The 26,131-nt window shown below is 65.3% G+C and carries 25 protein-coding genes; 7 read left to right on the top strand and 18 right to left on the bottom strand.

Translation table 11 applies throughout. From position 1 onward, the window contains the following. Positions 1 to 16 precede the first annotated feature (16 nt). Both Q8O35_RS02865 and Q8O35_RS02860 read left to right on the top strand, forming a co-directional pair. Positions 17 to 808, top strand: a complete 792-nt coding sequence (locus Q8O35_RS02865; RefSeq protein WP_305570387.1) for a nitroreductase family protein — start codon at positions 17 to 19, stop codon at positions 806 to 808. Between the two features lie 26 nt (positions 809 to 834). Next, entirely contained in the window at positions 835 to 1,299 is a 465-nt protein-coding gene (locus Q8O35_RS02860) for an EF-hand domain-containing protein (protein ID WP_305570384.1), read from the top strand. Positions 1,300 to 1,372: 73 nt separating this feature from the next. On the opposite strand, the gene Q8O35_RS02855 is transcribed toward Q8O35_RS02860, so the two are convergent. The 16 genes from Q8O35_RS02855 to Q8O35_RS02780 form a co-directional block, all read right to left on the bottom strand. Next, a complete protein-coding gene (locus Q8O35_RS02855) occupies positions 1,373 to 1,921 on the bottom strand; it encodes a cytochrome P460 family protein (protein WP_305570382.1) in 549 nt (182 codons plus the stop codon). 738 nt (positions 1,922 to 2,659) lie between these two features. Beyond that, positions 2,660 to 3,472: an FAD/NAD(P)-binding protein gene (locus Q8O35_RS02850; protein WP_305570512.1), complete on the bottom strand. Its 813-nt coding sequence runs from the start codon at positions 3,470 to 3,472 to the stop codon at positions 2,660 to 2,662. A 14-nt stretch (positions 3,473 to 3,486) separates the two neighbouring features. Beyond that, the gene (locus Q8O35_RS02845; protein WP_305570380.1) at positions 3,487 to 4,545 is read right to left on the bottom strand and encodes a 4Fe-4S dicluster domain-containing protein; all 1,059 of its coding nucleotides are present in this window, start codon (positions 4,543 to 4,545) and stop codon (positions 3,487 to 3,489) included. Continuing rightward, positions 4,539 to 5,519 carry a 4Fe-4S dicluster domain-containing protein gene (locus Q8O35_RS02840; protein ID WP_305570378.1) on the bottom strand — a complete coding sequence of 327 codons (981 nt, stop codon included), beginning with the start codon at positions 5,517 to 5,519 and terminating at the stop codon, positions 4,539 to 4,541. The genes Q8O35_RS02845 and Q8O35_RS02840 overlap by 7 nt, the downstream gene beginning before the upstream one ends. Beyond that, a complete protein-coding gene (locus Q8O35_RS02835) occupies positions 5,509 to 6,126 on the bottom strand; it encodes a hydrogenase iron-sulfur subunit (protein WP_305570376.1) in 618 nt (205 codons plus the stop codon). The genes Q8O35_RS02840 and Q8O35_RS02835 overlap by 11 nt, the downstream gene beginning before the upstream one ends. Next, positions 6,093 to 8,087, bottom strand: coding sequence for a CoB--CoM heterodisulfide reductase iron-sulfur subunit A family protein (locus Q8O35_RS02830; protein ID WP_305570374.1), 1,995 nt, complete (start codon positions 8,085 to 8,087; stop codon positions 6,093 to 6,095). Before Q8O35_RS02830 ends, Q8O35_RS02835 begins: the two co-directional genes overlap by 34 nt. After that, on the bottom strand, positions 8,078 to 9,064 hold the full coding sequence (locus Q8O35_RS02825) for a CoB--CoM heterodisulfide reductase iron-sulfur subunit B family protein (protein WP_305570372.1): 987 nt from the start codon (positions 9,062 to 9,064) through the stop codon (positions 8,078 to 8,080). The genes Q8O35_RS02830 and Q8O35_RS02825 overlap by 10 nt, the downstream gene beginning before the upstream one ends. Next, positions 9,061 to 9,633, bottom strand: coding sequence for a 4Fe-4S dicluster domain-containing protein (locus Q8O35_RS02820; RefSeq protein WP_371133086.1), 573 nt, complete (start codon positions 9,631 to 9,633; stop codon positions 9,061 to 9,063). The genes Q8O35_RS02825 and Q8O35_RS02820 overlap by 4 nt, the downstream gene beginning before the upstream one ends. Before the next feature lie 309 nt (positions 9,634 to 9,942). Next, the gene (locus tag Q8O35_RS02815; RefSeq protein ID WP_305570368.1) at positions 9,943 to 10,488 is read right to left on the bottom strand and encodes a Fe-S-containing hydro-lyase; all 546 of its coding nucleotides are present in this window, start codon (positions 10,486 to 10,488) and stop codon (positions 9,943 to 9,945) included. Next, the gene (locus Q8O35_RS02810; protein ID WP_305570366.1) at positions 10,488 to 11,324 is read right to left on the bottom strand and encodes a fumarate hydratase; all 837 of its coding nucleotides are present in this window, start codon (positions 11,322 to 11,324) and stop codon (positions 10,488 to 10,490) included. The genes Q8O35_RS02815 and Q8O35_RS02810 overlap by 1 nt, the downstream gene beginning before the upstream one ends. 27 nt (positions 11,325 to 11,351) lie before the next feature. Beyond that, entirely contained in the window at positions 11,352 to 12,089 is a 738-nt protein-coding gene (locus Q8O35_RS02805) for a fumarate reductase iron-sulfur subunit (RefSeq protein WP_305570364.1), read from the bottom strand. A 3-nt stretch (positions 12,090 to 12,092) separates the two neighbouring features. Continuing rightward, on the bottom strand, positions 12,093 to 13,940 hold the full coding sequence (locus tag Q8O35_RS02800; RefSeq protein ID WP_305570362.1) for a fumarate reductase flavoprotein subunit: 1,848 nt from the start codon (positions 13,938 to 13,940) through the stop codon (positions 12,093 to 12,095). An 11-nt stretch (positions 13,941 to 13,951) separates the two neighbouring features. Beyond that, complete coding sequence (locus Q8O35_RS02795; protein ID WP_305570360.1) at positions 13,952 to 14,611, bottom strand: succinate dehydrogenase/fumarate reductase cytochrome b subunit; 660 nt, start codon at positions 14,609 to 14,611, stop codon at positions 13,952 to 13,954. Between the two features lie 38 nt (positions 14,612 to 14,649). Next, positions 14,650 to 16,005, bottom strand: a complete 1,356-nt coding sequence (locus tag Q8O35_RS02790) for a dicarboxylate/amino acid:cation symporter (protein WP_305570358.1) — start codon at positions 16,003 to 16,005, stop codon at positions 14,650 to 14,652. Positions 16,006 to 16,367: 362 nt separating this feature from the next. Continuing rightward, a complete protein-coding gene (locus Q8O35_RS02785) occupies positions 16,368 to 18,845 on the bottom strand; it encodes a sigma 54-interacting transcriptional regulator (protein WP_305570356.1) in 2,478 nt (825 codons plus the stop codon). A 5-nt stretch (positions 18,846 to 18,850) separates the two neighbouring features. Further along, positions 18,851 to 19,558 carry an HAD family hydrolase gene (locus Q8O35_RS02780; protein WP_305570354.1) on the bottom strand — a complete coding sequence of 236 codons (708 nt, stop codon included), beginning with the start codon at positions 19,556 to 19,558 and terminating at the stop codon, positions 18,851 to 18,853. 196 nt (positions 19,559 to 19,754) lie between these two features. Here Q8O35_RS02780 and fliJ point away from each other — a divergent pair, with 196 nt between their 5' ends. From fliJ to Q8O35_RS02755, 5 genes are all read left to right on the top strand, one after another. Then, positions 19,755 to 20,195 carry a flagellar export protein FliJ gene (fliJ, locus tag Q8O35_RS02775; RefSeq protein WP_305570352.1) on the top strand — a complete coding sequence of 147 codons (441 nt, stop codon included), beginning with the start codon at positions 19,755 to 19,757 and terminating at the stop codon, positions 20,193 to 20,195. Further along, a complete protein-coding gene (locus tag Q8O35_RS02770; RefSeq protein ID WP_305570349.1) occupies positions 20,152 to 20,817 on the top strand; it encodes a MotE family protein in 666 nt (221 codons plus the stop codon). Before fliJ ends, Q8O35_RS02770 begins: the two co-directional genes overlap by 44 nt. A gap of 102 nt (positions 20,818 to 20,919) precedes the next feature. Further along, entirely contained in the window at positions 20,920 to 21,780 is an 861-nt protein-coding gene (gene truA, locus Q8O35_RS02765; RefSeq protein WP_305570347.1) for a tRNA pseudouridine(38-40) synthase TruA, read from the top strand. Beyond that, on the top strand, positions 21,740 to 23,611 hold the full coding sequence (locus Q8O35_RS02760) for a hypothetical protein (RefSeq protein WP_305570345.1): 1,872 nt from the start codon (positions 21,740 to 21,742) through the stop codon (positions 23,609 to 23,611). Before truA ends, Q8O35_RS02760 begins: the two co-directional genes overlap by 41 nt. 263 nt (positions 23,612 to 23,874) lie before the next feature. Further along, positions 23,875 to 24,141: an RNA-binding protein gene (locus Q8O35_RS02755; protein ID WP_305570343.1), complete on the top strand. Its 267-nt coding sequence runs from the start codon at positions 23,875 to 23,877 to the stop codon at positions 24,139 to 24,141. A 121-nt stretch (positions 24,142 to 24,262) separates the two neighbouring features. On the opposite strand, the gene sugE is transcribed toward Q8O35_RS02755, so the two are convergent. Both sugE and Q8O35_RS02745 read right to left on the bottom strand, forming a co-directional pair. Next, on the bottom strand, positions 24,263 to 24,580 hold the full coding sequence (sugE, locus tag Q8O35_RS02750) for a quaternary ammonium compound efflux SMR transporter SugE (protein ID WP_305570341.1): 318 nt from the start codon (positions 24,578 to 24,580) through the stop codon (positions 24,263 to 24,265). A gap of 115 nt (positions 24,581 to 24,695) precedes the next feature. Next, positions 24,696 to 26,054 carry a BPL-N domain-containing protein gene (locus Q8O35_RS02745; RefSeq protein ID WP_305570339.1) on the bottom strand — a complete coding sequence of 453 codons (1,359 nt, stop codon included), beginning with the start codon at positions 26,052 to 26,054 and terminating at the stop codon, positions 24,696 to 24,698. Between the last annotated feature and the right edge of the window lie 77 nt (positions 26,055 to 26,131).

Below are 26,131 nucleotides of genomic sequence, written 5' to 3'. Positions count from 1 at the left end.
GAGCAAGGAGGACGCCATGGCCCATATCGACATCGATCTTTCCCTCTGCAACAAGGACGGCCTGTGCATCAGCGAGTGCCCGGCCTTTCTGCTCACACGCGGGGCCGACAAGTTCCCCGTGGTGGCGGCGGACGCCGCCGAGCGCTGCATCCTCTGCGGCCACTGCGTCGCAGTGTGCCCTACCGGGGCGCTTTCCCTGGCGGGCAAGCATGCCCAGGACCTGATTCCCCTCGATGAAACGCTGAACATTTCACCCGAAGCTGCGGAACAGTTCCTGCGCTCCCGGCGCAGCGTGCGGCGCTTCCGCGACAAGCCCGTGGAACGCGAGCTGGTGCGCCGCTGCATCGACACCGCGCGCTATGCGCCCTCGGGCGTGAACACCCAGCCTGTGAACTGGATCGTGGTGGAAGATCCGGACCTCATGGTGCTTCTGGTGGACCTGACGGCCAAATCCCTTCGCCGCTTGCCGTATTTCATGCCCTACCTCACGGCCTGGGACCAGGGCACGGACCTGATTCTGCGCGGCGCGCCGCAGCTTGTGGTGGCCCACGCGCCCAAAGGCGGCATGGACAACACCAGCAACTGCGTCATCGCCCTCTGCCATTTCGAAATGGCGGCCCACGCATTAGGCCTTGGCACCTGCTGGGCCGGACTGTTCACCCACGCAGCCGGGCGGCGCAAGTCCATAGCCTCGGCCCTGTGCATTCCGGAAAGCCATAAGATTTACGGGGCGCTGATGCTTGGCCGCCCCAAGTACGGCTTCAAGCGCCTGCCGGAGCGCAAACGCCCGCCCGTGCGCTTCCTCTAACCATCAAATACCGGAGACCACCCCCCATGCGCCTCAATGCCCCATCCGTTTTCAAGGCAACCCTGGCCGCGCTTCTGTGCGCCCTTTTCGCCGTCCCGGTCCAGGCCCAGATTATTCCCCCTGCGCAGACAGGCGGAACGGCCTTTCATCATGTGGATACCGACAGCGATGGCCGCGTGACCCTGGACGAGGTTCTGGCCTATGCGAAGAAACAGCGGGCGGATGCAACGCCCTTCCGCGTCGGAGACGTGGACTTGAACCGCGATGGCATCCTCACCCCGGAGGAGTTGAAAAAGGCAGGCGTCAAGGGCTTTGAAGGCCAGGGAGCGATCAAGGCGAGGGAGTTGGATCTGAGCGGCGACGGCTATGTGAGCCGCGAGGACCTGGACGAGTACTTCGCCCGCAAGCACAGGGCTGACTATGTCAGGGCCGATGCGGACAAGGACGGCAGCCTGAAGGCTTCCGAATTCGTGCTCTTTCGCTTCCAGTAGGCGCGTGGTCTGATGCAACGAATAAGGCCGCCCCGGTTTGTCCGAGGCGGCCTTTGATTCTGTCCTCTAGCGGTTACTTCTTGAGGGGGGCGAGCATAACGTAATCGTTGTCCTTGGCCTTGGTGTGGCACTTGATGCAGGGGGCGGCCTTGCCCTCGGCCTGAATCTTCATGTCCGGCCCGTACTTGAGCCACATGTAGTCGCCAGCCTCGGGGTTGTAGCCCTTCTTCTTGCTCATGACCGTGATGGCGCCGAGCTTGCCGTCGGGCGCGTAATTCTCCTTCACGATGATGGCCCCGTCGGGCAGCATGCCAGCCTTGTCCTTGATGGCCTTCAGGGCCAGCTTGTTCACGTAGACGTTCTGCAGGGCGCCGTGGGGCTCCATGCCCTGGCGCATCCTTGTGGTGCCGGGCATCAGGTCCCATTTCATGTACGGGTCGGTTTTGGTGATGTGCATCATCAGGGACATGCCGTCGGCTCCCTGCATCATGGACATTCCGGTTCCGGCAGCATGGCCCATGCCCGTCTGCATTTTGGTCATGTCGGCGGCCATGAGGGCAACAGGCAGCAGCAGGGCGCACAGCCCGGCAGCGGAAAGGAGCGTTGAGAGTGATTTCTTCATGGGGCGTTCCTCCGCAATGGTTGTAGGCAGGGGGGCTATAATCCCACTACGCCATTAGCGGGGATTGTCAACGTGGACCGGTTGCCCCGCAACAAGTCCGGTCTGCCGGCGCGCGAGAAAGAAGAAGGCCGCCCCGGTTTCCCGAAGCGGCCTTTTGAACTTCTTATATGCTCTTCTCGGCACTCCCTTGCGGGGGCCGACGCCTGTGACGCTTTTTCCACGTTTGTCCGTTTCCGGTCGCAGCGCCGGGGCGTGGTTCGCCTAGCCTGGTCGACTTGCGGTGCGGGTCCTGGCCTTCTGTGCGCCTTTATGGACCGGCAACGGGGTTTTCGGCCTCTAATGCCTACGTGTCCACCTCTGCCTGTGCAGATGCGCCTGGTTCCTGGCGCCATGGTGGTTGTCTCGGGCGGCCCCCTGTAGCTCCGAAAGGGGCGTCTTGGTGAACTCTTTCAGGAACGGTGTGGCCTTGCGCCGCCGTGGTCTTTTTCGTTCCGGGCCGCTCCAGACTTGTCTTGCCATTGTGCAAGGGTCTTTTTGGGAGCTTCCCTGCCGGGCCGCGAATGCGCCGGGCTGGGCTGGTTGGCGGCTGGCCTTCCCCAGACGGTTACGAAGATGACTGACCCATTGGCGTGTCCTCCCCAAATTGGTTGAAGGAAAAAGCCTATGATTGCCAAATACGCTTTTCAGGCAAGATGTCAATGCCCCCTGGGTGCTGGGCGCAGTTTATTTTTCAGGGGGTTAGAATTCCTGGGGGAGTTTTTTTAACTGGGCCTGCGTGAAAACCGGACCGTCCACGCACACGAATTTTTCGCCGATGTTGCAGCGGCCGCACAGGCCTATGCCGCACTTCATGCGCCGCTCCAGGGTGGTGACGATCTGCTCGTCCGTGAAGCCCAGTTTCTCCAGGGCCTGGATGGTGAAGCGGATCATGATGGGCGGGCCGCAGGTCACGGCAACGGCGTTCTTCGGGCTTACGGCAAGGTCCGTGAGCACGGCTGGAACCACGCCGGTGCGCTGGGTCCAGCCCTTGTCCGGGGTGTCCACGGTGAGCTCCACGCGCATGTCGCCGCGCTCGGCCCACTCTTTCAGCTCGTCCTTGAAGCATAAATGCTCCGGGGTGCGCCCTCCGTAGACGAGGGTGATGTTCCCGTAGTCCTGGCGGTTGTCGAGCATGAACAGCAGCAGGGTGCGCAGGGGGGCCAGGCCCAGGCCGCCGCCGATGAAGACGATGTCCTTGCCCTTCATGTCTGCGTGAGGGAAATGGTTGCCCAGCGGCCCGCGGATGCCGATGGGGTCGCCCTCGCGCAGGGTGTGCAGGCGGTGTGTCAGCTCGCCCACGCGCATGACGCTGAACTGGAGATAGTCCATGCGGGTGGGCGGCGAACAGATGACGAAGGTGCTTTCCCCAGTGCCGAACACGGACAGTTGCGCCACCTGTCCCGGCTGGAAGCGGAAGGCGGCCATGGCGGCCTCGTCCTTCAGAACCACGCGGAAGGTCTTGACGTCCGGGGTTTCGTCATAGGTCTCGATGATGGTGCCAAGCATCGGCATGTAGGGGTTCGCGCTCACGACTTGTCACCTTTTTCCAGAATGTCGAGGACGATGCTGCGGATGTCCACGGACACGGGGCAGGACTTGATGCACCGCCCGCAGCCCGTGCAGGAGAACTCAGGCTGGGCTGTCGCTGCCGGGAATTCCTGCGGGTGGTAGCAGAACTTGTGCCCCACGCGGTTGCGCAGCCTGTGGGCCCGGCTCACGCGCGGATTGTGGCCGCTGCCTTCCAGCGTGTACAGGGCGCTCATGCAGGTGTCCCAGGTGCGCAGGCGCTTGCCCTTCATGCCGCTGTTTTCATCAGTGATGTTGAAGCACGAGCAGGTGGGGCACAGGTAGGTGCAGACACCGCAGGACAGGCAACGCGCCGACTGGTCCATCCAGAAATCCATGTCGCCGAAGAGCTTGAGAAAACGCTCCGGGGCCTTGGACAGGTCGGGCGCGGGTCCGGGCTCCACCGGGCTGGCGAGCTTGGCCGCCAGTTCTTCCTGAACCTGCGGGCCGACCTCGGGCAGGGGGGCGAGCAGTTGTTCCCCGGCCTCGGTGATGGCCTTGGCCGCAAACCCGCCGCTCACCGCGAAGAGCAGCACATCAGAGCCTTCCTCGGACATGGGTCCGCCGCCGGTCCAGTGACAGAAGCAGGTGTTCTCCAGGCGCTCGCAGGCCACGGTGACGAACAGGGTGGCTTTTCGCCGGGCCTCGTACAGCGGGTCCTTGACGCCGCGCTCCAGGAACACGCGGTCAAGGAGCTTGCGGCCCCTGGCGTCGCATGGGCGCGAGCCCAGCACCAGGGTGGGCTCCTGCGGCAATGGCTCGGCCAGGAACACCTCGGTGCGCGTCAGGTCATCGCGGTCCTTGCGGTAGGTGTAGGTCAGCAGGTTCTCGGTTTGGGGCAAGAGCGCCTCTTTGGCCGAGGACGTGGGCGGCCGCCCCAGGAAGGGGTGCATGTCCTTGGCCCACGGGCGGTAGAGCACGGCGGCTCCCTCGCGCACGGGCGCCAGCAGGCGGTGGTCGCGCGCCCAGGCGGCGGCGATGTCCGCCAGGGCTTCGGTGGCCAGGAATCGTGCTACCATAGCTGCCCCCGGTCCTTGATCTTGTCTTCCTCCATGAGGAAGGTGTGCAGCGGCGGCACGGCTTCCGGGTCCACGCCGGCCTCGTAATTGAAGAGCTCCTTGAGCTCGCGGTTCATCTTGCGCTTGAGGAGCAGGATGGGGATGCCCATGGGGCAGGAGCGCTGGCACTCGCCGCATTCGGTGCAGCGCCCGGCCAGGTGCAGGGCATGCATGACCTGGAACAGCCATTTCTCCTGCAAGGTGGCCTCGGCTGAAAGCCAGTGGGGGTCGCGGCTGTCGGCCAGGCAAACGTGCTTGCACACGCATAGCGGGCAGGCATTGCGGCAGGCGTAGCAGCGGATGCAGCGGCTCATCTGGCGCTTCCAGAAGTCGAAGCGTTCCTGGGGCGATAGCTTTTCGAACCCGTCCAGGTCGGCGTAGGTGTCCTCGGCCCCCTGGGGCGTCAGCTCCTGGCCGATGAGGTGGTCGGAGACTATGGGGTTGGGGTAGCGGCAGCGCAGGCACTTGTCGGCCAGCACATCGCGCCGGGGCAGCACCTTGGGTCCGTCGGGCAGCAGCAGGCGCACTTCCTCGCCCGTTACCTCTGCCCCGCGCACCTGGGTGATGTCCGTGCGCACGCGGATTTTGGCCAGATCCAGCACGCCGTCGCAGGGCATGCCGAAAATCACCAGCTCGCTGCGCTCCACCAGCTTCTCTTGCAGCAGCTGGACCACTGAGCGCGAGTCGCAGCCCTTGACCACGAGGCCGATGCGCTTGCCCTTGAGGCCGTATAGTCCGGTGGTGAGGTTCTGCACGCAGGTGGCGTCGAAGATGAGCCGGGCCGCGTCCTTTTCACTCCGCACCGTGATCGGCGTAGCGTGCAGGGGGTCGAAGCCCTTGGCGTAGCCCAGCACGAAATCCACGTTGGGCAGCTCGGATATGACCGAAGCGCGCAGTTCGGCCTGGCGGGCGTCCTTGGCTTGGTCAGCGGCCATTGCCGTCCCCCTTGGTTTCAGGGGCGATTCCCGCGATGTCGGACATGGACAGCATGGCGTCGGCCCTTGGGGTGAGAGGCGGCGCCGGTTTGCTCCAGTCCGGCAGAACAGGCTGCCCCGGCTGGGTCATGTCCGGCTGGGCCAGGGACTGGCCGAGCATGCCGTCAAGCGCGCACAGGGTGCGGGCGGGCTCGGTCATGCGCGGCATGGGGCCGAGCTGGTGGATCTTGTCCGTGAACTTGGTCACCATGTCGCGCCAGCGCGAGCCCTCCGACGCCGAGACCCAGATGTATTCGAAGCGGCCCTCGTCCACACCCAGGACGGGCAGGAAGCGCCGCAGCATCTCCAGCCTTCTGCGGGCGTAGAGGTTGCCCTCGGTGTAATGGCAGTCGCGCGGGTGGCAGCCGGAGACCAGCACGCCGTCGGCCCCGGACAAAAGCGCCTTGGCCACGAACATGGGGTCCACGCGGCCGGAGCACGGCACGCGGATGATCCGCAGGTCGGTGGGTTGGCTGAACCGCGCCACGCCTGCCGCATCCGCGCCCCCGTAGGAGCACCAGTTGCACAGAAAACCTATGATTCTGTAGTCTCGTCCCATGTCCTGCATAGGGCATTGACCTCCGCGAGCAATTGCGAGTCGGTGAAGTGCTGGAGCTGGATGGCCCGCACGGGACAGGTGACGCTGCAGATGCCGCAGCCCTGGCACACGGTCTCCACCACTTCGGCGCGCTTGGAGCCGTCGCGCAGCTCGCGCATGCGGATGGCGCCGAAGGGGCAGGTGCGTTCGCACTTGCCGCAGCCGATGCAGCGGATGGCCTGGACCAGGGCGATCTGCGGATCGCTTTCAAGCTTGTCCTTGGAGAGCAGGGCCAGCACCTTGCCTGCGGCTGCGCTGGCCTGGGCCACGCTGGCCGGGATGTCTTTCGGTCCCTGGCAGGCGCCAGCCAAAAAGATGCCCACGGTGTTGGTCTCAACCGGGCGCAGCTTGGGGTGACTCTCCATGAAGAAGCCGTAATGATCGTAGGAAATGTGCAGTTTTTCCGCCAGCTCCGGCGCACCCGTAGACGACTCCGCGCCCACTGCCAGCACCACCAGGTCCGCCGCCACCTCCACCTGCGCGCCCAGAAGCGTGTCCGCCCCGCGCACCATGAGCTGCCCGCCATCCGGGCCCGCAGTGGGGTATATGTGGGCCACGCGGCCACGCACGTACTCCACTGCGTATTCTTCCTGGGCGCGGCGCACGAACTCCTCGTAGCCCTTCCCGTTGGCGCGGATGTCCATGTAGAACACGAAGGCCTTGGAGTCCGGGATGTGGTCGCGGGTCAGGATGGCCTGCTTGGCCGTGTACATGCAGCAGAACCCGGAGCAGTAAGGCCGGTCAACGCTGCGGTCGCGGCTGCCCACGCAGGAGATGAACACCACGGTCTTGGGCTCGCGTCCGTCGCTGGGGCGCTTGATGTGCCCGGCGGTTGGGCCGGAGGCCGAGAGCATGCGCTCATAGGCCAGTGAGGTGACCACGTCCGGATAGCGCCCTGCCCCGTATTCGCCCAGCCTGGTGTGGTCGAAGAGCGTGATGCCCGTGGCAGCGATGATCGCTCCCACCTTTTCGGTGATGATCTCGTCCTGCATCTCGTAGTCAATGGCCCCGGTGGGGCAGATCTTGGCGCAGGCGCCGCACTTGCCCTTGGTGAGGCGGATGCAGTGGGCGGCGTTTATGGTCGCGCGCTTGGGAATGGCCTGGGGAAAGGGAATGTTGATGGCCGTGGTCAGGCTGATGTTCTCGTTGAAAGCGTCGGGCACCTTCCTGCTGGGGCATTTCTCCTGGCAGGCGCCGCAGCCCGTGCATTTTGTCCAGTCCACATAGGTGGTGCGCTTGCGGATCTTGACCTCGAAATTGCCCACATAGCCCGACACCTCCTCCACCTCGGAGCAGGTGTGCAGGGTGATGCGTGGGTTTTGGCCCGCGTCCACCATCTTGGGGCCCAGCACGCACACGGAGCAGTCGATGGTGGGAAAAGTCTTGTCGAGCTTGCTCATGATGCCGCCGATGGAGGCCTTGCGCTCCACCAGCAGCACGTCCAGCCCGCCGTCGGCGCAGTCCAGCGCGGCCTGGATGCCGGCCACGCCGCCGCCCACGATGAGCACGCGCTTCTGCACGTCGAAGCTCTTGGGGGTCAGGGGCCGGTCCACGCGCAGCTTTTCAACGGCCATGCGCACCAGATCCGTGGCTTTCTGGGTGTTGCGCTTGCGGTCAAGGGAAATCCAGGCCACATGCTCGCGGATGTTGGCCATCTCGAACATGTAGCGGTTCAGCCCGGCGCGCTCCACGGCCCGGCGGAAGGTCATCTCGTGCATGCGGGGCGAGCAGGAGGCCACCACAACGCCGTCGAGCTTCAGGTCGCGGATGGTCTGCTCGATGGTCTTCTGGCCCGGATCGGAGCAGGCGTACATGTGGTCAGTGGCGTAGACCACGTCCGGAAACTCGCGGGCTGCTGCGGCCACGGCCTCGCAGTCCACGGTGGCGGCGATGTTGTTGCCGCAGTGGCAGACCATGACGCCTATGCGCATGGCGCGTCCTCCTCGCAAACAGGCTGTGGGGCGGGCCTGTGACCGGCCTTGACGGCTTCCTTCGCGGCGCGCTCGCCCTCGCGGTGGGCTTCACGCTGAGCCTCGCGCTCTTTCGCGGCGATCAGGGCCGGGGCCAGGGGCAGCACCAGCTTGCCCAGGGCCAGGTCCGCATCGGGCAGGCCGAGGGCCAGGCCCAGCAACTGGGTGAAGTAAGGAACAGGCATGGTGATATCTTGCCCCGAAGCGCTGTTCACTTGGCCACGGCGCAGATCCAGATTCATCTGGCACAGAGGGCAGGCCACCACGATGGCGTCGGCCCCGCAGGACCGCGCCATGTCCAGAATCCGAGCGGAAAGACGCTGCATGACGTCGAGTCTGGGCATGCCGAAGGCCGCGCCGCAGCACTCTGTCTTGAAGGGGAAGTCCACAACCTCTGCCCCGCAGGCGGAAAGCAGCGCGTCCATGGCCATGGGGTTTTCCGGGTCGTCAAAGTTCATGAGCCCGGGCGGGCGGTTCATGATGCAGCCGTAGTACGGGGCCACGCGCAGACCCGTAAGGGGCCGCGTCACCTTGGCCTTCACGCCCCCTGGCCCGATCTGCTCGAAGAGCACCTGGAGAACGCTCTGGCAGTTCACTGGGCCGGGGCCGGGGCGGCCCAGCAGGTGCTCCACCTTGGCGCGATAGGTCTCGTGGGCCAGATGGGCGTCTGCGGTTTTGAGGGCGGACAAGCAGCTGGGACAAGGCGTGATGACGCGGTCAAAGCCAGCGGCCTGGGCCTGGAGCAGGTTGCGCGCGGACAGGGCCCCGGCCAGGTGGTGGTCCACGGTGTGCGCCGGGGTGGAGCCGCAGCAGGTCCAGTCCGGCACGTCGGCCAGTTCGATGCCCAAGGCCTTGCAGCAGGCGCGGGTGGAGATGTCGTACTCGGCCGCAGTGCCGCTTTGGGAGCAGCCGGGATAATAGCCCAAGGGCGCGCTCATTTGCCGCTCTCCTGGTCTTTCAAGAAGCGTTGGAAGATTGCTGCCACTTCGGCCTTGCCGTTTCCGCCCGGCTCATGGGGCAGGAAGGCCAGCTTCCCGCGCGAGAGCATGGCCGGGCCAAGCCCGGCGTCTTGCAGTGGCTTGCCGGATTTGAGGGCAAAGCAGGCTGCCAGTCCGGCCTCGAACACACGCCCATGCCGCGCCACCGATGCCAGGAAGCCGTCGGTGAAGGTCTTGACCAGCCGCTCAGGGGCGTGCCCGGCCCGGCGAGCCATGTGCCGCAGCACGTCCATGACCACGGCCACCTCGATGTTGTTGGGGCAGCGGGTGGTGCAGGCCTGGCAGGTGGCGCACAGCCAGATGGACCGGCAGGAGAGCGCCTTGTCCCGCAGGCCCAGCTGCACCAAGCGCATGATCTGGTGCACGGGAATGTCGTAGTTCATGGTGTAGGCGCAGCCTGCTGTGCAGTTGCCGCACTGGTAGCAGCTTCGGAGATCCTGGCCCGACTCCCGCGCCACGTCCTCAACAAAGCTCTGGTCTCGGCTGGTGGTGAGGTCGATGGCCTGCAGGGGGCTCTGCATGGGCGGCTCCTTCGGGGCAGAACCCGGCAATGCAGGTTCTGCGTGGGTGGAGGCGGGAGGAAATCCCGACTGGAGAGTTCAGCGTAGCAAAGGGGGGGGATAAGAGCAAGGACGCGGGCGGACTTGCGTCCACCCGCGCCCAGGTGCGTCTCCTGCGCCGTCATGTCTGCCTGCGGCTGGGTGCTTGTCCCTGCTGATCCGGGACAGCTGGGGGCGGCCCAGCAGCGGCGACCGGGGGGCCAGGAGGCAGGTCGGCGGCGGTAGCGCCACGCGTCGACCTCCCCGGAAGTCTTGAAGCTAATCTTCGAGGTTGGGCTTGGCGTACAACTCTCCGCCAAAGGCGTCGTTGATGACCAGCAGCGGGAAGTCCTGCACGGTCATTTCGCGCACGGCCTCCGGCCCAAGCTCGTCAAAGGCGATGACCTTGGACGCGGTGATGCACTTGGACAGAAGCGCGCCCGCTCCGCCGGTGGCGCCGAAGTACACGGCCTTGTGCCCGGCCATGGCCTTCTTCACCTCATCGGAGCGCTTGCCCTTGCCGATGGTTGCCTTGAGGCCGAGCGCGATGAGGCGCGGGGCGTAGGCGTCCATGCGGTAGCTGGTCGTCGGCCCGGCGGACCCGATGGGGCGGCCCGGGGGCGCCGGGGAGGGGCCGACGTAGTAGATGGAGGCTCCCTTGAGGTCGAAGGGCAGGGGTTCACCCTTGTCCAGAAGCTCCATCAGCTTTTTGTGTGCGGCGTCGCGGCCAGAGTAGATGATGCCGTTCAAGAGCACCACGTCGCCCGCGCGCAGTTTTTCGATGTCCGCATCCGTAAGCGGGGTGTTCAGCGAGTAAGTGGGCATCAGAACTCCGCCTCCTCGTGCCGGGCGCTGTGGCACTGCACGTTGACGGCCAGGGGCAGGCTGGCGATGTGGCAGGGGGCCATGGCGATCTTCACCGCCAGGCAGGTGTAGCTGCCGCCCAGGCCCATGGGCCCGATGCCGAGCTTGTTCACCGCCGCCAGGAGTTCGGCCTCCATCTCGGCGATTTTCGCGTCCGGGTGGGTGTCGTCGAGTTTACGCAAGAGCGCTTTTTTGGCGATCTTGGGCGCGATCTCGAAATTGCCGCCGATGCCGACGCCAAGGATGATGGGCGGACAGGGATTCGGCCCTGCCTCGGCCACGCGGTTCACCACGAACTTCTTGATGCCCTCCCAGCCCTGGCTGGGGGAAAGCATGGTCACGCGGCTCATGTTCTCAGAACCGCCGCCCTTGGCCATGTAGCTGATCTTGAGCCCGTCTCCGGGCACCATGTCCATGTGGATGATGGCCGGGCCGTTGTCGCCGGTGTTCTTTCGCGTCAGCGGGTCGCAGGAGCTTTTGCGCAGGAAGCCGTCCTGATAGCCCTTGACCATGCCCTCGTTGATGGCCTTGTTGATGCCGCCGGGAACCACGACCTCCTCGCCCATCTCCACATAGAACACGGCCAAACCGCAGTCCTGGCACAGAGGCAGCTTGGTGTCGAAGGAGAGGTCCGCATTCTCGATGAGCTGGCGGAAGATCTCCTTGCCGGCAGCCGTGGTCTCGTTGGCCAGGCCTTCCTCGAATTTCCTGCGGACATCGTCGGGCAGCCTGGTGTTGGCGCTTATGCACATGCGCGCCACGGCCGCCGAGATGTCCGCCGCTTTGATTTCCTTCATGTGGTCTCCTTGCCCGAAGCCCTGCGGCTACTTCCCGAAGAAGTTCTTGAGGGCGGTGATGCCCATCTTGCGGCGCAGGAAGCCCAGCTGGTTCTGCAGGGGCATGTGCTTGGGGCACACGTCCTCGCAGGCCAGCAGGCCCATGCAGCCGAAGATGCCCATGTCGGTGCCGATGATCTCGTAGTAGTCCTGCTCGGTGCGCTCGTCGCGCGGGTCGATGAGGAAGCGGCCCACCTTGTTGATGCCAGCGGCGCCCAGGAAGTCGGGGCGCATGCGCGCGGTGCCGCAGGCCGCAATGCAGCAGCCGCATTCGATGCAGCGGTCAAGTTCGTAGATGGACTCGGCCACCTCGTCTTCCATGCGCTCTTCGGGCGCGGCGGGGTCGAAGACCTTCTTGGTGTGGATCCACGACTCAACCGTGTCGTAGAGCTCGCGGAACCAGGAGCCCGTGTCCACCGAGAGGTCGCCCACCAGTTGGAACACCGGCAGGGGCAAGAGGGTGATGTCGGCTGGCAGGTCCTTGGTCTTGGTGTGGCAGGCCAGGCCCGGGCGGCCGTTTATCACCATGCCGCAGGAGCCGCAGATGCCGGCCCGGCAGCAGAAGTCGAACTGCAGGCTTGGGTCCTGCTCCTCGCGGATGCGGTTCAGGGCGATGAACAAGGTCATGGAGTCCGTCTCCTCCAGCACGAACGACTCCATGTGCGGGGTGGATTCAGAGTCCTGGGGGTTGTACCGGAAGATGTTGAATTTCAGCGATCTGGCCATGCCCTACTCCCCCTTGCTCTCGGCCTTAGCATCGGCCTTGATGATCTCGCTCTTGCCATAGCCGCGGTCGCCGGGCGGGATGTGGAACACCTGCGTGGCGGCCTCGTACTTCAGGGTGGGCAGGTCGTCCGTTTCGCTTTTCCAGTAGGCCAGAGTGCGCGACAGCCAGTCGCGGTCGTTGCGGGCCGGGAAGTCCTCGCGGTTGTGGCTCCCGCGGGACTCGGTGCGGTTCAGCGCTCCGCAGGAGAGCATGAGGGCCATCTTGACCTGGCCTTCGATCTTGAGGGCGGCGGAGAGTTCCGGGTTCACGCCCAGGCCGTTGCTCTTGAGGCCGACCTTGCGCGCGCGCGCCAGGGTTTCCTGCAGGGTGGCGATGCACTCGGTGAGCCCTTCCTTGGTGCGGAAGATGTTGGCCCCCTTGAACAGTGCGTCCTGCATGGCGGCGCGGACCTTGTAGACGTTCTCGGTCCCGGCCTTGCAGCGGATGACGTTCTGGATGCGCTCCTGCTGCTTCTTCACTTCGGCGTCGATGACGGCGGAGTTGAAGGTGACCTCTGCTCCTTGCAGGAACTCGGCGATCTTCTTGCCAACGATGCCGCCGGCCACGACGGTTTCGGCCAGGGAGTTGCCGCCCAGGCGGTTGAAGCCGTGCATGTCCCAGCAGGCGGCCTCGCCCACGCTGAACAGGCCTCCCAGGCCATAGGCCGCGCCGTCCTTGTTGGTGCGCACGCCGCCCATGCTGTAGTGATGGGTGGGGCGGACCGGGATGAGCTGGTGGATGGGGTCCACGCCGAGGAACGAGGTGCAGATCTCATACACTTCGCGCAGCTTGCCGGTGATGTGCTTCTCGCCCAGGTGGCGGATGTCCAGCCAGAGGTGGTCGCCATAGGGGCTCTTGACGCCCTTGCCCTGGCGGATGTGGTGCGTCATCCAGCGCGCCACCACGTCGCGGGAGGCCAGCTCCTGCTTCTCAGGCTCGTACACGTGCATGAAGCGTTCTTCGTTGACGTCGAGGAGCGTGCCGCCGTCGCCGCGGCAGCCCTCGGTGACCAGGATCTCCGTGGGCACGATGCCTGTCGGGTGGAACTGCACGGCCTCCATGTTGCCCATGGGCACGATGCCGGTGTTCAGCGCCGTGATGTGTCCGCCGCCGTCGCAGATGACGGCGTTGGTGGTGCCGGGGTAGATGCGGCCAAAGCCGCCAGTGGCGATGACCGAGGCCTTGGCCAGGTACACGCGCAGCTCGCCCGTGCGCAGGCACCGGGCCACAGCGCCGAAGCAGGTCGCGCCGTCGTGGATCAGGGAGATGGCTTCGGTCTTGTCGTGGACCTCGACGCCCAGCTTGGCGCAGACGTTGTCCACTGTGTAGAGCACGCTGTGGCCCGTGCCGTCGGACACGTAGCAGGTGCGCCACTTGGCCGTGCCGCCAAAGTCGCGGGAATTTATGAGCCCGCGGTTTTCCTCTTTCTCTTCCTTGTCGTAGAGCTTGCCGCCCTTGAAGTAGCTGCCTTTGCCCGGAACCACGCGGCCCCAGGGCACCCCCCAATGCGCCAGGCGGCGCATCTCAATGGGGGCGTTGTCGGCGAACATGCGCGCCACTTCCTGGTCGCAGCCCCAGTCAGAGCCCTTCACCGTGTCGGAGAAGTGCACGTCGGGGCAGTCGCCGTCGCCCTTGGCGCAGTTGCCCAGGGCCGCCTGCATGCCGCCCATGGCGGCGGAGGAGTGCGAACGGCGCGATGGCACAAGGCTCAAGCAGATGGCGGAGAAGCCCGCCTGTGCGGCTTCGATGGCCGCGCGTTCGCCGGCCAGGCCGGCGCCGATGACGAGTACGTCGGTGTAGATAGTCTGCATTCCGTATCTCCCTAGGCTTCCATGAACCAGAACCGGAACAGCGTCAGCACGCTGATGCCAACGGAGACCAGGATCAGCACATTAACAAAGCGTTTGAGTCCCTTGCGTTCGGCGCGGCCTGCAAATCCCCATTTCACGGCGATGCGGTACAGGCCGATGCCGAGGTGGACGTGGACCAGCGGGGCCAGCAGCAGGTAAAACGCCAGCCACCACTTGTTCTTTTGCAGGGTCTCCGCGCACTTCAGCGCCACGATGGGCAGGTCGGAGAGCACGGCCCACATGTGGATGGCGCCCATGATGAGGATGACCATGGCCGTTGAGGCCTGCACCACCCACAGCCAGGTGTCGGCGTGGTGCAGCAGCTTCGCGTGCTCCCAGATGGTCTTCTGGTTTTCAAGGCGGAAGGGGATCTTGCGCGCGGCCAGGACGAAGTGCGCCATGAAGAGCAGGAAGATGAGCGGGCCGCCCACCTGGGCCATGCCGCTTTTTTCAAAGAACTCGGCGATGTCGTTCATGATTGCCGGGCTTAAGAGCACGCTGCCCACCAGCAGCATGTGCGCCCACATGAAGGCGATGAGGCCGACTCCGGAGAGCATCTGCGCCCAGTCGAGAACGCCGTCCATGCGGCGCGCGTTCAGGGTCGGGTGGTTGGCGGTCGAGGAAAGAGACATAAATCCTCCAGGCACTGTGTTCTTGGGATCAGAGGGCGTTAGCCCTTGTCAGCATGGATGACAACAGGGACGGCTTCGCCGTCGATGATTTCTTCCGGGGAATCCTCGGCCTGTTCGTTCTTGCCGGAGAAGGCCCTGTTCATGGCTTCCGTGTCCAGCGCGCCTTCCCACTTGGCGACCACGATGGTGGCCACGCCGTTGCCGATGAGGTTGGTGATGGCGCGCGCCTCGCTCATGAAGCGGTCGACGCCCAGCAGCACGGCGATGGAGGCGATGGGGATGGTGTGCAGGGAGCCCAGGGTGGCGGCCAGGGTGATGAATCCGCCGCCGGTGACTGCGGCTGCGCCCTTGCTGGTGAGGAGCAGGATGCCCATCATGTAAAGCTCGTCGCTCAGGGTCAGCGGGGTGTTGGTGGCCTGGGCCAGAAACACCGCTGCCATGGTCAGGTAGATGCAGGTGCCGTCAAGGTTGAAGGAGTAGCCCATGGGCAGGGTAAGGCCAACCACGGAGCGGTTGCAGCCGGCCACTTCCATCTTGGCCATCATGCGCGGCAGGGCGGACTCGGAAGAAGAGGTGCCGAGCACCAGCAGGATCTCCTCCTTGATGAAGCAGAGGTAGCGCCACAGGCTGAAGCCGGCCATGCGGCAGACGGCCCACAACACCACGAAGATGAACAGGAAGCAGGTGGTGTACACGCCGGCCATGAGGTACATGAGCTGCTGGAGACTGCTCACGCCGTGGGCGCCAACCACGTAGGCCATGGCGCCGAAGGCGCCCATGGGCGCGAAGAACATGATGTAGTGGACGACCTTGAACAGGCCCTTGCCGAACTCGTCGATGAATTTGGTGACGGTCTTGGCCTTTTCGCCCAGGGCGGAGAGCGCCAGGCCGAAGAAGATGGAGAAGAACAGCACCTGAAGGATTTCGCCCTTGGCGAAGGCGTCCACCACGTTGGTGGGGATGATGTTCAGAATGAAGTCGATGGTGGAGAGCTTCTTGGCGCTGCCCGCGTATTTTTCAACCGCGCTCATGTCCATGGTGGACACGTCGAGGTTCATGCCCGCGCCGGGCTGGTAAAAATTCACAACCACCAGGCCGATGGCCAAGGCCAAGAGCGTCATGGTCCAGAAATAGAGCATGGCCTTCAGGCCCACGCGGCCCACCTTGCCCATGTCGCCCATTTTGGCGATGCCCACCACGACGGTGCAGAAAATTATGGGAGCGATGATCATCTTGATCATCTTGATGAAGGCGTCGCCAAAGGGCTTCATCTGTGCGGCCAGGCCATCCTTGCCCGGGAAAAACACGCCGAGGGCGATGCCGATGCAGATGCCCATGATCACCTGGAAGTACAAAGACCTGTAAAATGCTTTCTTCACCCCTGCTTCTGCCATTCCCCTGCTCCTTGAACCGCGTAAAGCGGAACGTGGTTGTGCGTGGGGCGTGGCCCCCCGCTACGTTTCGGCCTCTTGTCGGCCTTTCCCCCGTGCGCCCTCGGCAGGCATGAGCCCCCTCTCAAAATTCGGCCATGCCGAGTATGCGCGCAAGGTCTGTTTGAGCAATAGGTGTGCCAGTCCGGCCCTGGTTCAACTTTCGGAGCTTTGCTGAAAGAAAAGCATTTATTTCTGGGGTGTTGGGTTTCTAACAGGCTCGCAGCGCCACTGCTCGTTTTTTGCGAAACATGTGGCGAATGCCACACATGTGGCGCCACACGTGTGGGGCGCCACATGTTTCGTCCCGCCTAGGTCGGGGGCTTTCAGCCTATCTGATGTTTCGCCATATTGCGATACAAAGTGCGCCGGTCCACGCCCAGAAGCCGCGCCGCCTTGGTCCGGTTGTCGCCCGCATGGGCCAGTGCCCGCTGGATGTCGTCGCGGGTCAGACCGGTTCCAGCCACCCGGCGCTGAGTCGGCAGATTCGTCAGTCGCGGGCTGGTGTGCCCCTCTCCGAAGCGCAGCAGGTCCACCGGTAGGTGCGCGCTGGCGATTTCGCCTCCGGGGCAGAGGATGCAGGCGTGCTCCAGCGAGTACTTGAGCTCGCGCACATTGCCCGGCCAGGGGTAGGTCATGAACAGCCGCATGACCTCGTCCGAGCATTTGGTGATGCGCTTGCCGAAGCTGGCCTGAAACTGATTGATGAAGTGGGCCATGAGCAGGGGAATGTCCTCCGTGCGGTCGCGCAGGGGCGGCAACTGGATGACCATGACCTTGAGGCGGTAATAGAGATCCTCGCGGAAGAGCCCCTGACGGATCTTGTCCAGGAGGTCCACGTTGGTTGCGGCCAGCACGCGCACGTTGGCCTTTCTCGTGCGGGAGTCGCCCACGCGCTCGAATTCCTTTCGCTCAAGCACGCGCAGAAGGTTCAACTGGATGCGCGGAGAGATGTCGCCGATTTCGTCGAGAAAGATGGTGCCGCTTTCCGCAGCCTCGAAGCGGCCTATCTTGTCGCGGATGGCCCCTGTGAAGGCCCCGCGCATGTGGCCGAAGAGCTCGCTCTCCAGCAGGCTTTCGGACAGGGCCGAGCAGTTGACCTTGATGAGCGGCCCCTTGGAGCGCGAGCCGCCGTAGTGCAGCGCCTCGGCGATGAGCTCCTTGCCCGTGCCCGATTCGCCGGTGATGAGCACAGTGGACTCCACGTCGGACAGCTGGTCGAGCACGGCGTAGATGTCCTGCATGACCTTGCTTTTGCCCACGATGCCCCGGTGGCTGTGGCGGTCCGTCAGGCGCTTCTCCAGGTCCGCCAGGCGGGTGATGTCGCGGATGACCAGCACCGCTCCCGCGAAGTTGTTGTCCTGGTCGATGAGCGGCGAGCTGTTGATGACCACCACCTTGCCCGGCGCGCGAGACTGGCATTCCACGCGGTGCTCGAACACCGGCTTGCGGGTCTCCAGGGTGGTGCGCAGCACCGTGAAGCAGCCCCGCTTGCACGAGCCGCTGGCGCAGGCAAGATCCTTGCCTTGGCGCAGCTCCTCCCCGATGCAGCAGATCTCGGAGAGGGCGCGATTGGTCTGGATGATGCGCATGTTCGTGTCCACGGTGACGATGGCGTCGGGGATGGAGCGGAACACCGCCTCCAGGCCGGAGCGCAGGCGCTCCTTTTCGGCGTGGATGGCCTGCATGGCCCGCTCGGTCTCCACCCGGTGGTTGATGTCCTGCACCATGGGCAGCAGGTACAGCGGCCGCCCGGAGGAGTCGCGCACCAGCCCGGCGGAAAGGTGAACCCAGACCTCGTGGCCGTTCTTGTGGATGTAGCGCTTGTCCTGCTCCCAGGAGTCGATCTCGCCGCGTTTGACCCGGTCGTACTGCCGCAGGCTTTCGCCGCGCTCGTCCGGGTGGGTGATGGAGTCGAAGGTGATGCGCTTGAGCTCGTCTTCGGTGTAGCCGGTGATGCGGGTGAAGGCCTCGTTGGCGCGCATAAAGGTGTTGTCCAGGCTGACCATGCTGGCCCCGATGGGCGACTGGTCGAAGGTGTGCCGGAATTTCTCCTCGCTCTCCTTCAGCGCGCGCTCGGCCTCTTTGCGCGCCGTGATGTCGATGTTCAGGCCTTCGATGTACAGAAGTTCGCCGGTGGTGGGGTCACGCACCTCGCGCGCGGTGAGGGAGATCCAGCGGGTGGAGCCGTCCTTGCAGATGAAGCGCGTCTCAAAGCCCTTGATCTGCCCGGACTCACCCAGGACGCGGAAGAGGGTGTCGCGGTCCGCCGGGTCCACGTAGAGCTGGCTGCGCAGATCCTTGAAGTGGGCGATGAGCTCCTCAGGGGAGTCGAAGCCCAAAATGCTCGCAAGACCTGGATTGACCATGAGGTAGCGGCCGCTTTTGGTGGACTGGAAAACGCCCTCAATGACGTTTTCGAAGAAGCTCTGGTAGCGCGCCTCGGCCCGGCGCAGCAGGGAAAGGTCAGTGATGGTGAGGATGAGCCTCGCCTGGCTGTCGGGGCGCTCCACCAGGCGCGAAGCGAGAAGCACCGGCACGGGCTGGCCCTGGGACCCGTAGACCCGGCATTCCACGCCGCTGACGCCTTCCAGCAGGTCAGCCAGACGGAACTCGCCGCGCGGGAACAGGCTGCCCAGGGTCGGAAGCTGTCCCCCGGCGCAGAGTATGCCCCGGGCGCGGTCGTTGGCCGAGAGGATCTCGCCGTTGTCCGGGTTGAGCACCAGCACGCCCGCGTTCACCGCATTCAGCAGATCCGCGCCCCCGGGCAGGGGGCATGGGCTTGCGGGCCGGGGCAGGTTCATGGCGTCTACGCTCCCGGTTTGGCCGCGCGGGCAAGGCCCGCAAGCAAGGCGGGCGAGTCCAGCAGGGCCAGCAGCTCCGCAGGCCGGGCAATGATCTGCAACGCACCGTTGTCGTTGAGCTCGGCCTCGTCGCGGAAGCCCCACAAGACGCCCACGGGCAACATGCCCGCGCCATGCGCGGTTCTCATGTCCGTGGCCGTATCCCCCACAAAGAGCACGGAGCCGGGCGACAGGTTCAGGTCTTTGGCCAGGGCCAATGCCCCCGCCGGGTGCGGTTTGTTGGGCACCTCGGGCCGGGCGCCGCGCACAAAGGCGAAGGGCCAGCCCGGGAAGAACTCCTGCACGGTGAGGTCGGTGTAGACTTGCGGCTTGTTCGAAAGCACGCACACGGGCAGGCCGCGCTGGCGCAGGTTTTCCAGCAGTTCCGGAATGCCCTCGTAGGGCCGGGTCTTGTCCTTCCAACGGCGCTTGTATTCTTTCGAAGTGAGCGCGACGGCCTCCTGCGTGGTGGCTGGATCGCGGCGGTGCTCCGGCAGCATGCGGCGCACCAGCTCCTCTATGCCGAGGCCCACGAAATAGCGGTACGCGTCTTCCGGGTGCGGCGGCAGGCCAAGGGCGGCCAGGGCCGCGTTTCCTGAGTCGGCCAGGTCGGTCAGGGTGTCCAGCAGGGTGCCGTCCAGGTCAAAGATGATGGCGCGCGGGGCTGTGCTCATGGGGGGTCCTCATGGGGCTGTGCGTGGACGTTCCGGGAGCCCGGACCGTACACCCATAGGGGCTCCCGCGCAAGCAGGCGCGCCTTTGCCGCCGCATGGCGGGCTTTTGAATGATTGGCACGGGGTGCCGTTGGGCCTGACGGCGGGCGTGGGCCGGGGGCCTTGCCGCAGGCCTGGGATCGTGGCATCTACGGGCATGGCCAAACCATTCGTGTTCCGCCTGGAAAAGGTGCTGGAGTACCGGCGACAGCTGGAGGACCAGGCGCGCATGGCGCTGGCCAAGGCCAAGGCCGCCCACGACGCCCAGAAGCTGGCCCTGGACGACATCGAGGCGAGGCTGGCAGCGCACCTGGCCAAGGGCTTCGGCGATGCGGCGACCCAGGCGGATATTTGGCTGTGGATGCGCTACCGCGAGGCCCTGGAGCGCGACGTGGCTGCGGCAGTGGTTGAGTTGGAGCGGCTGGCCTCGTTTTTGCAATCCTGTCGCCAAGAGGCCGTGCTCCGCTCCCGGGAGAAGAAACTCCTGGAAAAACTCAAGGACCGGCAGGCCGGGAAACACCATGTCGCAGAAAACCTCGAAGAGCAGAAAGAGTATGATGAAATGGCCACGCTTCGCTATAAGCCCCAGGATCGTTAAGGTCCTGCTGGCGCTGTCCGTTGTGGCCGCCCTCAAGCTCACTGTGCTTGGGGCGCTGGGCCTGGATTTGTGGAAGCAGTTGGCCGAGCAGGATCTCTTGCCCATTCCCAAGGCTCTGGCCGGTCAGCCGTCCAAGCCAGCGGCGCCCCCAGCGGTGGCTCCGGCTGCCGAAGCCGCGCCCGCAGAGCCGGACATGCTGGCCGAGAGCGCCATCCCCCAGGCAAAGGTGGGCGAAAGCCAGGAAGCCAAAGGCGCCAACCGCCGCGAGGCCGAGCTGGCCGCCAAGGAGCGCGCGCTGACAGCCATGGAGAAGAGCATCGACGACAAGCTGGCCGAGCTCAAGCGCGTGGAGGGCTCCATCAAGAAGCTGCTCGACGAGGCCGACGTGCTGAAGGATGCGCGCATAAAGCGCCAGGTGGACACCTACATGGCCATGAAGCCCAAGCAGGCCGCCGAGGTGCTGTCCAACATGGACCAGGAGCTGGCCGTCAAGATTCTGACCGGCATGAAGCCCAAGGTGGCTGGCGAGATCATGACCTACGTGAAGACCGACAAGGCCGCCAAGCTGACCGAGGCCATGACCAAGATCCAGGCCCCCATGCAGGGTGGCCCCGGCCAGTAGCCCGCCGATACCTGATTTTTTGAAACCATCAGCCCCGTCCTGGCGGACCACGCGGAGAACTCCCCGTGGACGCCCGGGCGGGGCTGTGCTAGGTGCGGGCCCATGACAAAGACGGCGAAGACGATGCGCATCAAGCTTCTTTTGGCCTACGACGGCACTGATTTCGCGGGGTGGCAACACCAGGGCGGCGTGCGCACGGTGCAGAGCGACGTGGAAGCGGCCCTGGCCAAGATCATCCAGGCCCCGACCCACGTGCAGGCCGCAGGGCGCACGGATTCCGGCGTTCACGCCCTGGGCCAGTGCGCGCACTTCGACGCCCCGGAGCACCTGTCCCACGTGCCCTGGGCCAAGGCCCTGAACTGCCTGCTGGCCCGCGACGTGCGCGTGGTCTCGGCCACTGTCGCACCTCCGAATTTTCACGCCCAGTTCGATGCCCAATCGAAGATCTACGCCTACACTCTGTGGCTCGACCGCAGCCACGTAAATCCCCTGCGCCGCAGGTTCGTCTGGGACGTGCTGCCGCCACGCCTGAATGTGGCCGCCATGGACGAGGCCGCAGGCATCCTCATGGGCACCCACGACTTCAACAGCTTCCGCAACCTGGGCACGCCGCTGGGCTCCCGCGGCACGGTGCGCACCCTGACGGGCATTTGGCGCGAACCGGGCGACGGGCCGGAAATGGTCTGGCGTTTCCAGGCCAACGGCTTCCTGAAGCAGATGGTGCGCAACATCATGGGCTGCCTGGTGGCGGTGGGCAGGGGTAAAGTCACGCCCGCAGACGTCCGATGCATACTCGAAGGGCGTGACCGCAGCATCGCCCCGCCCACAGCCCCGGCCATGGGCCTGTGCATGGAGCGGGTGTTCTACCCCGGCGAGGGGGAGAGCGCTGCCGCTGCGGACGCCGTTTCAAAGGACAGGGGAGATGACGACCTTCAGATGGCAGGAGGGAGCCAACGCGGTTGAACCCGGGCAGACCAGTTTTGCTGCCGGGGTCTCCCTCTATATTGAAAACAGCCGCGTGCGCGTGGGCCCAACCGATCCCGCCGCCCCGGAAACTCGCGACCCCTTCTCCGCCGCCACCCAGAACCGCCTCATCGGCTCCCTGACCGACACCCTCTCCGGCGCGTTCAGCCGCCTCAACCAACGCCTCGACGCCGTGGTCTGGCCCTCTGGTCTTTCCGGGTCCGGCCTGCCGGGCTCGGGTTTGTCGGGCACGCGATTGGTGAGCGTGCCGGCCAATCTCTCCGCCGACCTCTCCGCCACCCTGAATCCCTATGGCGTGTCCTCCCTGGAGGAACGCCTTGCCACCACCCCGCGCAACGGGGCCTCGGCCTCGGGCATGGCTGCGGGAACCTACGCCCTCACCTTGTCCCTGGGCGAGAGGTCGGACGAACTGAGCGTCAGCATCGGCTCAGGCTGGACCACTGGACAAGTCTTCGACGCCGTGGCCGGGGCAGTGAACGCCTCGTCCCTGCCCGTGGATGCCTTGGCGAGCACCAGCACCGACGGCTACTTGAACGGTCTGCAAACCCTGGCCCTGCGCGCCGACGCCTCACTAACGCGTCTGGACGTGGACCTGGCGGCCACGGCCAGCGCATCGAACAGGCTGGCCTCCTGGCTGGGGCTCTCCGCCGAGAACGTGAGCCCCGGCAGCAAAGACGGCCTAGCGGACAAGGGCGTCACCAACGTGACGGGGCTTGCTGCGGCGAAGCCCACCCGCTACGCCAGCCAGGGATTTGACCCCGAAGCGCCCACCACCCTGGCCCCAGGCAATTACACCCTGGACTATCTTGTGGGCCCTTCCACTGTTGGACAAAGCGCGGACTCCCTGGGTGAATCTGGCAGCGTGAGCATCCGGGTGTCCAGCGGCGACACATGGCGGGATGTGCTTTCGCGCATGGCCAATGTGCTGGGCTCGGCCAGCCCGGCCATGGTGGCGCGGCTGGTGCCGGCCAAGCGCGTGTGGGATCTGCCCGACAGCGTGGGCGGGCAGCACGGCCTTGCCGACGCCTTGGGCGTGGAGGCGCTGCCGGCAACGCAGAAGAGCGGCTGGCGGCTCAGGCTTTCCGGCGCGGACGCTGCCTCGGAGAACTTCTTGGCCGCGCTCGGAATGGATGTTCTGGCCCATCCGGGCAGCACTGGGGAGGCCGTTATCGACGGCCAGGTGCGCCAAAGCCCCACCGGCACCTTCAGCGCCGATTCCGGCAGACTCACCCTTGGCGTTTCCGGCACCTTTGGCGAGGCAGCGCCCGTGCGCGTCATCGAGGGCGCGACGGGCCTCGCCGACTCCCTGGCCGATGTGCTCTCGGCCTACAATGACGTTGGCGCCATGCTGACCAAGAGCGCCTCGGAAATCCGGCCCGGCTTGGCTGACGGCTGGAACAGCATGGCAGCCACCCGCGCCAGCGCCCTGGGTCAGATCGGCATCGAGCGCGCCAGCCAGTTCTTATGGTTGGCGGAGGAAACATTTTTGACCGCCCTGCTTTCGCGGCCCGATGCGGTTCAGGAAACCCTGCTGGGGGCTGAGGGGTTCCTTTCCGCGTTAAAGACGAAAACCACGGAGGCGCTGGCGGAAGGGCCAGAAAGCGGCGTTTCGAGCTGGATTTCGGCGCGGGCGCAGACGCGTGCAGGGGAATCCGGGCCGGAGCAGTATATGAACGCGCAGGGGGCCCGCACGGAGATTCAGGTGGAAAAGGCCAACCAGCTGCTTGATTTGTATGATGCAAGCGCCAGCCCTGCATTAGATATTTTTGAAGGGGGCAGCCGGGGGCCGTTGTTGCGGCGCCGGGGCTAAAAAGACCAATAAACGTCGATTGCGTAAGGCTCCGCAGCTTTTACCCTGGCAGGGGTGGCAAGGCAGGGTAATCAAGCGATGAGTTTTTTCTTGCAACACCCCCGTATTCAGGTCTTTTTACCCTTGCTGTTTTTTATGTGCTGGGATAATGCGGCAAATAGGTCAAGGCAAGCTTGGGGCGTCCAAACGCGGCTTCGGGTGATGTCGTACGCGGGCGAAACAAGGCGGGTATTCCGTGTATTTCACTTGAGGAGTAGGAAGCGATGAAGTCCATTTACGTTGGCAATCTGCCTTTCAGCGCCAAGGAAGATGAAATTCGCGATCTGTTCGTCACGTTCGGTGAGGTGCAGATGGTCAAGTTCGTCATGGATCGCGAAACCGGCCGTTTCCGCGGCTTCGGTTTTGTGGAGATGGAGGACGCAGGAGCCGTCAAGGCCATTGAGGCCCTCGACGGCAAAGACTTCGGTGGCCGCACCCTGCGCGTCAACGAGGCCAAGGAGCGTGCTCCCCGCCCGCCCCGCCGCTACTAGCAGAAAAGAAGCACCTTCAGAAAGTTAGCACTTTGATGACAAAGCCCCCGCAGCCTGCATGGCTCGGGGGCTTTTGCTTTGTCTTGCGCCGGGTCCCGCGTCTGCTGGCAGGCGCTTGGTTCTACGTGTGCAGCAGCTTGAGGCCCACGATGCCTGCGGCGATGAGCCCGATGCAGCCCAGGCGCAGCGCTCCGGCTGGCTCGCCCAGCACCAGCATGCCGAATATGGCCGCGCCCAGGGTGCCTATGCCCGTCCACACGGCGTAGGCTGTGCCGATGGGCAGTTGGCGCACGGCCAGGCCCAGCAGGCCCATGCTGGCGATCATTGCCCCGCCGACGAGCAGGGAGGGCACGAGCTTGGTGAAGCCCTCGGTTGACTTGAGCCCCACGGCCCAGGCGACCTCGAAGACCCCGGCGATGACCAGATAGATCCACGACATAATGGTGTTCCTTGAAGCTGGCGGGGTCGTCCCCATGGAAGGGCGGCGCAGGCGGGTCGTCCCGCAGGGCCGGGTGAATGCGTTGAAGATGCGGTAGTTCAGGCGCGGACGGGTGTCAACGGGCGGTCGTGTCCCACAGCCCCGCGCACAGATCCTCAAGCAGCCCCAGCATCTGGCCGCAGATGCCCCCGGCCCCTGGCGGCGGGCCGAAGAGCGCGGCGCGCATGTCGCGCAGGTTTTTGGAGAACATGTCGTCCGCCCCATCCACGCCCGGCGTCTGGCGCACGGTCATGTCCAGGCGCTCGGCCAGAAGCAGGCCGGAGAGCCCCTTGCAAAACAGGGTGGCCAGGCGTGCGAAGTCGGCCGCGTGCGCGTCCCAGAAGGTCTGGGCCGGGCTGCCCGGAGCGGGCGGCGGGCATTCGAGGGCCTCGCACACCAGGGCGTACACGCTGTTGATGCCCGGACCGGGCACGCCGCGCCGCCAGCCAAGCAGCCAGGGGTTGCGCCAGAACAGAAGCAGGTGCTCCTGCCCCACGCCGATGGCCTCCTTAAGCGCCGCCTTGGCCTCCAGCAGCGCTGGGTCAGCCCAGAGCGCGGGTTCCTGGCCGACCTTCCAGGCTGGGATGCGCGTGTCGCCGGGGCAGTCGTCCGCCGCGAGGCCGCACAGCAGGTGCGCCAGCCAGGCGTTGGCCTGGGGCGAATCCGGCGTTTCCAGGTGCGGGTAGGATAAAACGTAGCGGCCCTGGCCGAAGCGGCCGGAGATGACAGCCGGACGGCCTGCCAGGAAATTCGGCCGCACTTGCAGGCCGTAGAGGTTCTCCCAATCGTTCAGCGCCTCGTCCGGGAAGCGCGAGAGGTCCAGGTCGGCCACCCAGAAGTCCGGGCCAAGGCCCGCATAGCGCGCCAGCACTATGACGCCGTCATTGGCCGCGCGCGGCGGCGGCGCGAACTGGGCGGGCCACCACACCTGCGCCAGGGTTTCGGCTGCGCCGGGCAGGATCAGGTCATCGCCTGCGCCCGCGTTCAGGCCCAGGCGCACGTCGCCGGAAAGAAAATGCTGCAAGCGCCCGGCAAAGCCCATGCGGCCCCAGGGGCAGAGGTTCAGACTCTCGCCCGGACGCGGGCTGGTGAGGGCCAGGCCTGCGCCGCCGCAAAAGCCGAGATAGTTTCCGCCGCGTGCTACAAACTCGCGGATGGCCGCGAGCCCGGCTTCGCCCAGGCGCAGGGCCCTGCCTCGCGCCCAGCCGCCCGGCACTATGAGCAGGGAAGGATGTTGGGCGTGCGCTTCTCCACCGCCCGAGATGGCGGAGCCCCCATGAGACGGGCCGAAGGCCTCGGGCTTGCCAGACAGCGCGCCCTCGGCTATGTCATGTGCGCGTAAAATCCCGTGGGGCACTCCGAGCGCGCGCAACGAGCGCAGCACCAGCAGGCCCCACAGGTGCGAGTCATCCCACAAGACGAAAACGCGCGTCATTTGAGCTCCCAGGGTTTCCGGGCATCCTATCCGCGCCCGCCCTCCCTGGCAAGCCGACCCTGACAAGGGGCACCGGC

The sequence above is a fragment of the Humidesulfovibrio sp. genome (assembly GCF_030689645.1).
Taxonomy (GTDB): Bacteria; Desulfobacterota; Desulfovibrionia; order Desulfovibrionales; family Desulfovibrionaceae; genus Humidesulfovibrio.
This window is presented reverse-complemented; position numbering and strand designations above follow the sequence as displayed.